Source organism: Chryseobacterium sp. GQ58, from assembly GCF_059758895.1.
The window spans coordinates 505,277-518,230 of the sequence record NZ_JCAXEH010000002.1 but is presented as its reverse complement, the minus strand read 5'-3'; the positions used below and the strand labels follow the sequence as shown (position 1 = coordinate 518,230).

The window sequence follows — 12,954 nt, the reverse complement described above, 5'->3', positions numbered from 1 at the left end:
TAAATTTAAAGCTTAAATTATTTGATTTTCACATACAAATTATAATCAGTTCCGGAAGGTTTCAATTTGTAGATTTTTTCCAGAATTTTGTTATCGCTTTTCAGATGATCTTTTATGCGAAATTCATTTAATAATATATAATGTGTTTTGTAATAAGCAGCATCTTTTCCTTCAAATAAATCATCGTAAGCAAGAAGATATTTTGGCTTTCTTTTTTTCACGGTATTAAGCCAATAATTTGGTTTGTCTTTTTTAATTTCTTCCTGAATCTGCTTATCAACCAAGCCAATTTCATCAATTGTTTTTAAACCTGAAAAATAAGGAATATATCCGGCCGGCTCGAGTAAAATCCATTGATTTTTGTCTTTTTCATAAAGGTCTAAAAACAATCCGATCGATCTTCTGTAGTTCCATTCGCCGTTTCCTGTTGCAATAGAATGCAAAGTCTGAAAAGCCAGCATTGGTACAATATAAAATATAATTAATAAGCTTAGCCAAAGATTTCTTTTGACTTTCTGCTCCAAAACAAAAATAAAAACCGGTACAAAAAGTAATATTTGCGGAATCCAGTAATACCAATCGAAAAGGCTTTTTTGTGAAAGAAAAATCAATTGTTTGGCCCAGGCAAAAAGAAAGATAATCCATAAAAAATAGTTTCTTTTTTCTCTTTGTCTGATTATGTAAATAAAACACAATAATTCAAATATCGCTACCAAAATCGTGATTGGATTGAAACCTCCGGGAACTTTAAACATTCCCCAAAAGTTTCCGTAATTTAACCTGAAATAATCCCAATTCTGCGCAAATGTAAACGGTTTTTCATAAGCCAGTTTTTTAGCTGAAATTGTATTATTTATCAATTCGCCAAAATAAAACCAATTAAAAGCCAAAACTCCCAAAACTGCTAAAATTCCTCCAAAAACATAATTCCATCTGATTTTTTTATTCCAGAAAGTATCAACTAAAAAAACAATTCCGAGAAAAATTGCCGTATCAATTCTTGTAAATAAAATCAATAGCGGAAGAACCAGGAAAGCCCATTTTTTTTCTTTTTTAAAACCATAATACAGCAAAGCCATTTCAAGGAAAAACAAAATTCCGTATTCCATTCCGAGAATTGAAATTTTTATGGCAGGCGGCAAAAGACCGAATAAAAAGATGAAAATAGCTTTATGCCAAACATTTTTAAATAATAAATGCGAAAGCAATAAACTTCCGATGGTAAAAAGAATGGTATTCAGAATCAAAAGAGGTTCTATAAAGTTTTCTTTACCAAAAATTAAATTGAATAAATAAGAAACAAAAACATATAAATGCGTCGTCGAGGCCGAAATTTTGGTATCTCCGTTGAAACCGATCACACCATAATCCATCAAATTCTGTGCAACGCGCCAAGTGATAAAAGCATCTTCCTGAATATGGTGAGTCAATAAAAAATAAAGTTTTGCAATCACTGCAAAGAGCACAGCATAAATCGGGAGGTTTTTGTTTGTGTTTTGGGGCATTACCTTTTTTTTGTTGTACAAATATAAATTTAATATTCCTGAATATCAACAATAAAAAGCGGAACCGAAGTCCCGTTTTTATAATGATTTTACTGTGTCGCTTTAATAATTGCTGTCGTTATCTGATCTTCTTTTTCTTTCGAATAAGTGGAATCGAAAGGTTCCATAATATCAAACAAATATTGGTAGAAAGGCGTGATTTTCTGTACATTTTCAGATTCTTTCATTGCTTTTTCTTTGCCCATCTGCTGAAGATCTTTTATGAAAACATTGAACTTCTTATCAATCGGCTCTATAGATTTCACCAAGTAAGAATACGCTTTCTCGTCTTGCCCTATTTTTTTATAAGCGTCTGTAACGGCGGTTACTACAAGAGAATATTCCATTGGTTTTGATCTCATCTGTCTGCCGACATATCTTTGATTTTCTTTGCTCAATGTCAGATAATAATCATATTCCTCGAAAATTCCTTTTTTAAGGATTTCTGCTAATTTTAATGCCTTTTGCTCCTGCCCGGCAATGATATATCCATAAACCATCGAGCTTAAAGAACGTGGATCATTGTATTTTTCAGCAGGAATTTCTTTTGCAGCTAAATCAAGCAATTCTAAGGCTTTACCTTTCTGTCCGGATAACGCCAATGCTGCCGCTGCTCTGCTCGCTGCGCTTCTGTAACTTATAATATTGGATGTTGCTGTTTCATCAAAATGAACATTCAAGTCTTTGAAGTTGCCCCATTTGAAGTTTTTCACAACATTGTAAAGAGAGTTTGCATCTACTCTGCCCATTTCTCCATCGTTGCTTCTTGGCGTATGAATCGGTATTAATCTGTAACTGAAACCATCAAACTGAAGATATTCATCCAAAAAGAAAATATTTTCACTTTCGTAAACACCTCCCGAAGAAAAATTGATCGGACGTTTCCAGTCGAAATTGGCCAAAAGATCAAACATAATCAGGTTATTCTTATATAATGTGCTCGCTTTGTAATCAATCATGATCTGATCAACTGTGTTTGGCAAATCAGATGCATTGATAATTCCGGCTTTTACTGCATTTTCTTTGTTTACCGGTAAAATAAATTTGGTTACAGGAAGGAAATTGTACTTTTCGAAACGTGCTTCTCCAAAGATCATTTTTAAAATTTCATCTTTTTCAGGAGATTTTATCTTAAGGAAATTCACTGCTTCTTTTAAAGTCATAGAATCCTGAACAAGATATTTCTCAAACGGCTGCAAAAGATTATCCGGCGTTCCGGCTTCTTTAAGATTACCAAGCACGCTCTGCCAGTCTTCTTTTTTCATTAAATAAATCTGATCATTTACTCCGTCTCTGTAATCTTCATGCGTCAGCTGACTTGGAATCGGCTCAGCGTTATATGTTTTTCTTTTTACCTGATCGATATTCCATGGCGTTGAAAGAAGCGTAAAGTTGACCACTTTTACGTCATCTCGGAATCTTTCCGTTTCCTGCATTGCCCAAACCGGATAAGTGTCGTTATCACCATAAACGAATAAAATATCATTTTTCGGTAAAGATTTTAAAACTGAATATGAATAATCATAAGCCGCATATCTTTCACTTCTGTCATGAACATTATAATTCTGGAAGCCCATCATCAAAGGGACGCCTAATAAAATCACACCAAAAGCGATATTGGCGGCATTCGATTTCACTTTCGACTGTAGATACCAGAGAATAGCTCCGGCTCCGAGGCCAATCCAGACGGCGAATGCGTAAAAGGAGCCCACCAATGCATAATCTCTTTCTCGAGGCTCAAAAGGCTTCATTCCGGTGTAAAAAACAATACCAACGCTCGTCAAAACAAACAACGAAAGTATCGCATAAAACCTTCCAAAATCTTTCATGAACTGGAAATAGCATCCCAATAATCCTAATAATAATGGTAAAAAGAAAAATGCTACCGTGCTTTCATTTTGGAATTTCGCAGGCATTGCATCCTGATTTCCCCACAAAGCGTTGTCTACAAAAGGAATTCCCGAAATCCAGTTTCCTCGTGTATTTTCGCTGTTTCCTTCAAGGTCATTCTGTCTTCCGACAAAATTCCACATCAGGTATCTTATAAAATAATATCCGTTTTGGAATGTAATGAAATAATCCATATTCTGAGCCAAAGAAGGTCTTTGAACGGTAATTATTTCGTAACGCTTTACATCTAAATAATCCTGAACGGTAATTGATTTATTTTCATATTTAGTTCTAAGCTCATCAAAAATTTGTTTAGCTTCAGGGCTGTTTGCAGCATCTTCATTGTCATAATTAAATGTAAAATCAGGCGCTCCGTACATGGAAATGTAATTGGCCATCACGCCTTTATCTTCATTAAACATCCTTGGCATAAAGCTCACATGAGATTTGTTGAAGACATAATTGAAACGGTCGCCGGTTTTTCTGTACATTCCCGTCTTTTCGTCTTTTTCGTAAATTTCTCCTGTTTTGGTTGTTTTAAAACTTCCGTCTTCATTCTTTTCAATCCCGCTATTATCTAAAAATGCAGTATAATTTTGACCATAAATTGTAGGCCAGTCACCATATTGCTCTCTGTTGTAATAATCGAGCATACCAATTGCAGTATCGGGATCGTTCAGGTTCATTGGCGGATTAGCGTTTGCTCTGATCGGAATTACCATCCAGCAAGAAAAACCGATCATCATATAAACTACAGACAATGCAATCGTCTGATATATATTCTTTTTTGCCTTTCTGGCGTATTTAATAATGAAATAGCAGATCGCAACCAATATAATGAAGCCTGCAATCGTACCTGAATGGAAAGGAAGATCGAGACCATTTACAAAGAATATTTCCAGCTTTCCGAATAATGACATGATTACCGGGAAAATAATTTTGAAAACAATAATTAGTATTCCCAACGTAATTACATTTGCCCAAAGAAAGTTTTTCCAGGTAAACTCATAATTTCTTGCATAATATACTAAACAAACTGCCGGAATTGCCAACATACACATCATGTGAACTCCTACAGAAAGGCCGACAATAAAGAAAATTAAAATAATCCATCTTTCATTGTCTTTCTCAAGGTATTCATTTTCCCATTTCGTGATCAGCCATACCAAAAGCGCTATAAATAAAGAAGCCATTGAGTACACTTCTCCTTCTACCGCAGAAAACCAAAAACTGTCCGAAAATGTAAAGCAAAGAGAACCAATAACTCCTGCAAAAAGAATAGCAATTTCCTGGTGCTTTGTTACTTCTTCAAAATCTTTATTAAGAAGTCTTCTTACAAAATGGGTGATCGTCCAGAACAGAAAAAGAATGGTAAACGCACTGAATAATGCAGACATTCCATTAATCACAATAGAATAATTTTCACCTTTTCCAAACGCAAACATTGCAGCAACAGCACCTACAATCTGGAACAGGGCTGCTCCCGGGGCGTGTGTCACTTCTAATTTTACGGCTGACGAAATATACTCCCCACAATCCCAAAAACTAAAGTTGGGCTCTATTGTTGACAAGTACGTGAAAAATGCAATGACGAAAATTACCCATCCGAGAAGGGTGTTCCATTGCCTAAAAGTCCAGTTTTTCATAGTATAAAATCAATTATGCGAAAATAAGGTTTTTAGATCATTTTATATTGATTTTAACAAAATTTAAAAAATATGGCTTGTTTTTTGTCAAGATTTCGATGCTGCAATTACGGCCTTAAAACAGATAATTTTACTTTGAACACTTATAATTTTGTAAAAGTTTAGAAATTATTTATTTTTTTGTATTTTTGCGGTCAGATTTTTATTGAAAAATAACAAATAATGAGTAATGTTTACGATAATATTCTTGGCTTAATTGGGAACACGCCTTTGGTAAGACTAAATACGGTAACTAAAGAAATTCCTGCGAAAGTTTATGCCAAGTTAGAATCATATAATCCTGGACATTCAACTAAAGATAGAATCGCACTTCATATCATTGAAAACGCTGAGAAAAAAGGTTTATTAAAAGAAGATTCTGTAGTTGTGGAAACCACTTCTGGAAATACAGGTTTTTCACTCGCCATGGTTTGTATCATCAAAGGATACAAATGTATTTTGGCAGTAAGTGACAAAACAAAGCCTGAAAAAATAGCTTATCTCAAAGCTCTTGGCGCTACAGTATATGTATGTCCTGCGAATGTACCTGCGAATGACCCGAGATCATATTATGAAGTAGCAAAAAGAATTGCTGCCGAAACCCCAAATTCTGTTTATATCAATCAATATTTTAATGAATTGAATATTGATGCCCATTATCAGACCACCGGTCCTGAGATTTGGGAGCAGACTGAAGGGAAAATTACTCACCTTTTTGCATGTACCGGAACTGGAGGAACATTATCCGGATCAGCTAAATTCTTAAAAGAAAAAAATCCCGATATTAAAATCATTGGTGTTGACGCCGACGGATCTATCCTGAAAAGCTATCACGAAACAGGTAAAATTCATAAAGAAGACGTTCATCCTTACCAAATTGAAGGAATGGGCAAAAACTTGATTCCTTCTGCCCTGCTTTTTGATAAAGTAGATGAATTTGTAAGAGTAAACGACGAAATGTCTGCTTACAGAACCCGTGAGATCGCTTTGAAAGAAGCAATAATGGGCGGTTATACGACCGGAGCTGTTACTCAGGGATTGATTCAGTATGCACAATCACATGAATTTACAGAAAACGATTTCGTTGTTATGATTTATCCGGATCACGGTTCGAGATATATTACCAAAGTATACAGCGACAAGTGGATGGAGGAGCAGGGATTCATCAACAACTGTTTTCACAATTACGATGAAGTTTTCAAAACAGAATTCATCAAATAAAAAATATTAAACTGACACAAATCAAGCCTTTTTTGTAGATCACAAAAGGCTTTTTTACATAAAAATTACTAATACAATGGTAGATATTTTTGAAAGAATAAAACAAAATCCAGGTCCATTGGGACAGTTTGCAGATTATGCAGAAGGATATTTTGTTTTCCCAAAACTGGAAGGTCCGATCGGTCCAAGAATGAAATTTCAAGGTAAAGATGTAATTTTCTGGAGCGCAAATGACTATTTAGGTCTTTGTAATCATCCCGAAGTTTTAGAAGCTGATGCAAAAGCAGCTGCAGAATTCGGAATGTTTTACCCGATGGGTGCAAGAGCAATGTCGGGAGAAACGGAACAGCATCAACAATTAGAAAAAGAATTGGCAGAATTCACTCAAAAAGAAGCTGCTTATCTTTTAAATTTTGGTTATCAAGGGATGGTTTCTGCGATTGACGCTTTGGTTACAAGACACGACGTAATCGTTTATGACGCAGATTCTCATGCTTGTATCGTAGATGGAGTTCGTCTTCACATGGGAAAAAGTTTTACTTTCAAACATAATGATATTGGCAGTTTAGAAAAAAACTTAGCAAGAGCAACTAAAGTTGCTGAAGAAAATGGTGGCGGAATTTTAGTGATTACCGAAGGTGTTTTCGGAATGCGCGGAATGCAAGGAAAACTAAAGGAAATTTGTGATTTAAAATCTAAATTCAATTTCAGACTTTTAGTTGATGATGCGCATGGTTTCGGAACTTTAGGTAAAACTGGAGCCGGAGCTGGAGAAGAGCAAGGTTGCCAAGATCAGATTGATGTTTACTTTTCAACTTTTGCTAAATCAATGGCTGGTTTTGGAGCATTTCTTTCTGGAGACGAAAAAATCATTCGTTTTTTAAAGTATAATCTTCGTTCTCAGATTTTTGCTAAATCTTTAACAATGCCAATGGTAATCGGAGGTTTGAAAAGATTGGAATTGTTAAGAACTCGTCCCGAAATTAAAGATAAATTATGGGAAAACGTAAATAAACTTCAAAACGGATTGAAAGAAAGAGGTTTCAACCTTGGAAACACAAATACTTGTGTAACACCGGTTTTCATTCAGGGAACGACAATTGAAGCAACACTTTTAGCAAAAGATTTAAGAGAAAATTACGGAGTATTCACATCAGTTGTAGTATATCCGGTAATTCCAAAAGGAATGATTTTGTTGAGATTAATCCCAACTGCTTCGCATACAGACTCAGAAATTAATGAAACTTTGGCTGCTTTTGAAGGCATCAAAGAAAAATTAGATTCTGGAGCTTACGCAGAAATGGAAAAACAAATGAATATCGAATACAAACAAATGTAGTTTGATTTTCAATAAACATAATAAGAACCGTTAGATTTTCTAGCGGTTTTTTTGTTCTACTTTTTTTGCCACGAATACACAAATATTTTTTTGAGTGCATTAAATAAATTCGTGTATTCGTGGCATAAAAAATTAAATATTAAAGTTCAAAACTTTCCAAAATAAAGTAGATTCTTAAAGATTTAAAATAACTTTGCAAAAAATTACTTTTGAAAGATCTTCTTCTTATCACGCCGCCTTTCACGCAACTCAACACGCCTTATCCTGCAACGGCTTATATCAAAGGTTTTCTCAACACCAAAAATATATCAAGCTATCAAATTGATTTGGGAATTGAAGTGATTTTGGAATTATTTTCAAAAGAAGGAATTCAAAGAATTTTTGCAAAAGAATTAGACCTAAAAAATATTTCTGAAAACTCTCAACGAATTTTCGCTTTAAGAGAAGAATACATCAAAACCATCGATCAGGTTATTCTATTTTTGCAGAACAAAAACCCAACTTTGGCAAGACAGATTTGTTCGATGAATTTTTTGCCGGAAGCTTCACGATTCAATCAGTTGGATGATATGGAATTTGCTTTCGGGAATATGGGTTTGCAGGATAAAGCCAAACATTTGGCAACATTATATTTAGAAGATTTGTCAGATTTTATTGTTGAAAATATCGATACAGATTTTGGATTCAGCAGATATGCTGAACGGTTGGGGAAAAGTGCTAATTCTTTCGACGATTTATATTTAAAACTAAATGATAATCAGACTTTTATTGATAATATCACTTTAAAAATACTTAAAGAAAAAATAGAATTGATTCAGCCCAAATTGGTTTGTTTTTCAGTTCCTTTTCCCGGGAATTTATATTCGGCTTTTCGATGTTCAAAATTCATTAAAGAAAATTATCCGCAAATAAAAATTGCAATGGGCGGCGGTTTTCCGAATACTGAATTACGAGAAGTGAAAGATAAAAGAGTATTTGAATTTTTTGATTTTATTACTTTGGATGATGGCGAACTTCCGATCGAATTGGTTTATGAAAACGTCTGTCTTTCTGAACGAAGTGAAGAATCTCAATTCAAACGCACATTTTTGATTGAAGACGAAGAAGTTATTTATAAAAATAATTCAATAAAACAAGATTATAAACAAGCTCAGGTTGGAACTCCAGATTACACTGATTTACAATTAGATAAATATATTTCGGTTATAGAAATCGCCAATCCAATGCACAGCTTATGGAGCGACGGACGATGGAATAAATTGACGATGGCCCACGGTTGCTATTGGGGGAAATGTACATTTTGTGATATTTCATTAGATTACATCAGGCTTTACGAGCCGGTTTCGGCGAAAATTTTAGTTGACAGAATGGAAGAACTCATCGCAACAAACGGCGAAACAGGATTTCATTTTGTGGATGAAGCGGCACCTCCGGCTTTGATGCGTGAAGTAGCTTTGGAAATTTTGCGAAGAAATCTGGTTGTAACTTGGTGGACGAATATTCGATTTGAAAAAAGTTTTAGCAGAGATTTATGTTTTTTATTAAAACTTTCCGGTTGCGTTGCGGTTTCTGGCGGATTGGAAGTGGCGAGCGATCGGTTACTAAAATTAATTGACAAAGGCGTTTCGGTAGATCAGGTTGCGCAAGTTACACGAAATTTCACCGAAGCCGGAATTATGGTTCACACTTATCTGATGTACGGCTACCCGACTCAAACCATTCAGGAAACCGTTGATTCTTTGGAAATGGTTCGTCAGCTTTTTGAAATGGGAATTCTGCAAAGTGGATTTTGGCATCAGTTTGCAATGACGGCACATTCCCCGGTCGGGCAAAATCCGGAAGAATTTGGAGTAACACCAATTAAACAGGAAATTTTATTTGCCAATAACGATATTGATTTTACAGATAAAACAGGAATCGATCACAGTAAATTTAGTTTTGGCTTAAAAAAATCTTTATTCAATTATATGCACGGAATTAATTTTGAATTGCCGCTGCAAAATTGGTTTGAGTTTAAAATTCCCAAAACAACAATTCATCCAGATTACATTCATGATTGCCTTTTAGAAGATGATGATTTTAAGTTTAAGGGAAATTCAAAAATTATTTTTTTAACAAAAAACGTAATCGCTGAGAATTACACAAAAACTAAAAAGCAAAACTCTTGGGCGTACACACGAATTACATTTCATCTGAAAACGAATATTGTAACCGTAGATTTGGAGCAGGAAAAAGGAGAATGGCTGATTAAAGTTTTAAGAGAAAACACTTTTGAAAACCCGAAACGAATTACACTTCAGCAACTTAAAGTTCAGTTTGAAGAAAATCTTGAAGATTTTGAATTGTTTTGGTTTTCAAAGCCAATGCAGCAGTTGAAAGAAAACGGAATTATTTTAAGCTTATAAATAAAATACTATTTTTCAATACCATCTCTTACAACTTCACCTACAATTACTTTTTCCTGAACTTTAATAAAATTCGGATCCAAAATAGCCAATCGCTCGGCAATTGCTTTATAAGTCGGGAATTTTAAAATCGAAGCTCTTCCAGACATTTCTTTGTAAAGGGTGAAAGTTTTTCCGCCTGCTGTTTTTATTTGTTTTGTTGTGGTGATGTATTTTCCGATGTACTTACTTTTGGCATCATAAATTTCAATATCAACAAAAGTTTTATCTGTAATGGTGTCTTCCGAACCAAAACTTACTGGCAAATTGGTGAAATATCCAACCGGAATTCCGTTGCTTAGAATTTCGCCAACATTATTTACTTCAAGGTTTAATTTATCAATTTTTGTTCTGATCGTGTACGCTTCTTTTGTTTTATTATCAAGCTTGCGTTTAGGCATATTCTTGAAAAGCTCATCCAGATTTTTGATATTAATTCCTCTTTCATCAATAATTTTTAAACCTTTTACACAAGTATAAATTGCCGATTTCTCCTCACCCGAAAAAGCTGAAGGTGATATATAATCCAAATCTAAAGTTTTTTCTCTGTTGTAAACCCGGTTTAATTTAACATAACTGTCTCGAACAGAATCAACGATACTTTTATCAATAAATTCCATGGTATAAACAGGATTTTCCTTTAAATCCATGAAAGTGTAAATATTAGATTTATTAGAAATCTTAGCGACGTGAATACCGTCAAGAGTTACGATTCCTCTTTTTGTTTTGATGTTCTGAGCATTGAATGCAATACCCAAAACTGTAAAGAATATGATTAAACTTTTTTGCATAAAATCAGACTTTTACAAGGCATAAAAAAAGTGTAACCAAAGTTACACTTTCTTGAAAATATATTTAGCTTTTCATTTAATTATTCGCAAAGGATAATTCCCTTATCATGATTAAATTCTATCACACCGCTTTTTATAGGATAAGAAAAAACAGAGTCTTTTTCATTTTCTTTAGTAAAGTTTTTCGCAAAAGCTTCGTTGATAGAATTTGCGTACAATTTAACTTTACCTCCAACTAATGAAGAAACGATTCCTGCGTGGTTTTTCATGATGTGGAATTCACCATTTTTTCCAGGCAACAATACAGAGTTTACCTCTCCTTCAAAAACTACGTATTCTGGTGTTAAAATTTTTATATTCATCTTTTATGAATTATAGATTATAGATTTTAAATTTTAAATGAAATTTTTTCAATCTAAAATCTAAAATTTAACATTTAAAATTTCTTAAGCGTTGTCTGCTAACATTTTTTGTCCGGCTTCGATCGCTTCTTCGATAGTTCCTTTCAAGTTGAAAGCAGCTTCCGGTAAGTGATCTAATTCACCGTCCATAATCATGTTGAATCCTTTGATAGTATCTTTGATATCTACCAATGAACCTTTAAGACCTGTAAACTGTTCTGCAACGTGGAAAGGCTGAGACAAGAATCTCTGAACTTTTCTAGCACGGTAAACTACAGATTTATCTTCTTCAGAAAGTTCTTCCATCCCTAAGATTGCGATGATATCCTGAAGAGCTTTGTATCTCTGAAGAATTTCTTTTACTCTCTGAGCACAGTTATAATGTTCTTCACCAATAATTTCCGGAGCCAAGATTCTTGACGTAGAAGCCAATGGATCTACTGCAGGGTAAATACCTAATGAAGCAATTTTTCTATCTAATACAGTTGTTGCATCTAAGTGAGCAAACGTTGTAGCAGGAGCCGGGTCAGTTAAATCATCCGCAGGAACGTAAACCGCCTGTACTGAAGTAATTGAACCATTTTTAGTTGAAGTAATTCTTTCCTGCATCGCACCCATTTCAGATGCCAATGTCGGTTGGTAACCTACCGCAGATGGCATACGACCAAGAAGTGCAGATACCTCAGAACCAGCTTGTGTAAAACGGAAGATATTATCTACGAAGAAAAGTACGTCTCTACCTTGTCCTGTTTCACCACCGTCTCTGTAATATTCAGCTAAAGTAAGACCAGAAAGTGCTACTCTCGCTCTTGCTCCTGGTGGCTCGTTCATCTGTCCGAAAACGAATGCTGCTTTAGATTCTTTCATAACCTCAAGGTCAACTTTAGAAAGATCCCAACCGCCGTTTTCCATAGAGTGCATGAAATCATCACCGTATTTTATAATACCTGATTCAAGCATCTCTCTTAAAAGGTCATTTCCTTCTCTCGTTCTTTCACCTACACCGGCAAAAACAGAAAGACCACCGTGTCCTTTTGCAATATTGTTAATCAACTCCTGAATCAATACTGTTTTACCAACACCTGCACCACCGAACAAACCAATTTTACCTCCCTTTGCGTAAGGTTCAACTAAGTCGATTACTTTAATACCTGTGAATAAAACTTCTGCAGAAGTTGAAAGTTGATCAAATTTCGGAGCTGGTCTGTGAATTGGAAGACCACCTTCCTTAGAAATATTTTGAAGCCCGTCGATAGCATCCCCAACAACGTTGAAAAGTCTTCCGTTCACGGCATCACCAATTGGCATCATAATAGGATTTCCGTATCCGATTACTTCCTGCCCTCTTTGAAGACCGTCTGTAGCATCCATTGCAATACATCTTACTGTATCTTCACCAATATGTTGTTCTACTTCTAAGACTACTTTTTCACCGTTCCCTTTGATAATCTCTAACGCATCATAAATACTTGGAATTGCTTCCACATTATTAAAAACTACGTCGATTACAGGACCAATAATTTGAGAAATTTTTCCTTTAATTTGGTTTGCCATTGCTAAATTTTTTCTTGGTGCAAATATAATCAATCTTCACAAACCCACAATTGCTAAAAAAAAGATTTTTATCATACTTTTTGAG

Annotated in this window: 8 protein-coding genes; 3 read left to right on the top strand and 5 right to left on the bottom strand. The window is 34.7% G+C overall.

All coding sequences use genetic code 11. The annotated features are described in order from the left end of the window. Positions 1-17: 17 nt before the first annotated feature. Together AC6CHK_RS06510 and AC6CHK_RS06505 are read right to left on the bottom strand one after the other, a co-directional pair. Positions 18-1,505: a DUF8728 domain-containing protein gene (locus AC6CHK_RS06510; protein ID WP_498094682.1), complete on the bottom strand. Its 1,488-nt coding sequence runs from the start codon at positions 1,503-1,505 to the stop codon at positions 18-20. A gap of 89 nt (positions 1,506-1,594) precedes the next feature. Further along, on the bottom strand, positions 1,595-5,080 hold the full coding sequence (locus tag AC6CHK_RS06505; RefSeq protein ID WP_498094680.1) for a glycosyltransferase family 117 protein: 3,486 nt from the start codon (positions 5,078-5,080) through the stop codon (positions 1,595-1,597). A 222-nt stretch (positions 5,081-5,302) separates the two neighbouring features. Here AC6CHK_RS06505 and AC6CHK_RS06500 point away from each other — a divergent pair, with 222 nt between their 5' ends. The 3 genes from AC6CHK_RS06500 to AC6CHK_RS06490 all read left to right on the top strand — a co-directional run bounded on the left by AC6CHK_RS06500 (position 5,303) and on the right by AC6CHK_RS06490 (position 10,084). Continuing rightward, positions 5,303-6,340 (top strand): PLP-dependent cysteine synthase family protein, encoded by a 1,038-nt coding sequence (locus tag AC6CHK_RS06500; protein ID WP_498094678.1) that lies wholly within the window; start codon positions 5,303-5,305, stop codon positions 6,338-6,340. Positions 6,341-6,416: 76 nt separating this feature from the next. Then, positions 6,417-7,679, top strand: a complete 1,263-nt coding sequence (locus tag AC6CHK_RS06495; RefSeq protein WP_498094676.1) for an aminotransferase class I/II-fold pyridoxal phosphate-dependent enzyme — start codon at positions 6,417-6,419, stop codon at positions 7,677-7,679. A 209-nt stretch (positions 7,680-7,888) separates the two neighbouring features. After that, positions 7,889-10,084 (top strand): B12-binding domain-containing radical SAM protein, encoded by a 2,196-nt coding sequence (locus AC6CHK_RS06490; RefSeq protein WP_498094674.1) that lies wholly within the window; start codon positions 7,889-7,891, stop codon positions 10,082-10,084. A gap of 8 nt (positions 10,085-10,092) precedes the next feature. Here AC6CHK_RS06490 and AC6CHK_RS06485 read toward each other — a convergent pair whose 3' ends face one another. From AC6CHK_RS06485 to atpD, 3 genes are all read right to left on the bottom strand, one after another. After that, entirely contained in the window at positions 10,093-10,914 is an 822-nt protein-coding gene (locus AC6CHK_RS06485; RefSeq protein ID WP_498094672.1) for a hypothetical protein, read from the bottom strand. A gap of 80 nt (positions 10,915-10,994) precedes the next feature. Continuing rightward, positions 10,995-11,276 carry a F0F1 ATP synthase subunit delta/epsilon gene (locus AC6CHK_RS06480; protein WP_129536951.1) on the bottom strand — a complete coding sequence of 94 codons (282 nt, stop codon included), beginning with the start codon at positions 11,274-11,276 and terminating at the stop codon, positions 10,995-10,997. An 84-nt stretch (positions 11,277-11,360) separates the two neighbouring features. Continuing rightward, a complete protein-coding gene (gene atpD, locus AC6CHK_RS06475) occupies positions 11,361-12,869 on the bottom strand; it encodes a F0F1 ATP synthase subunit beta (protein ID WP_498094670.1) in 1,509 nt (502 codons plus the stop codon). Positions 12,870-12,954: the final 85 nt, after the last annotated feature.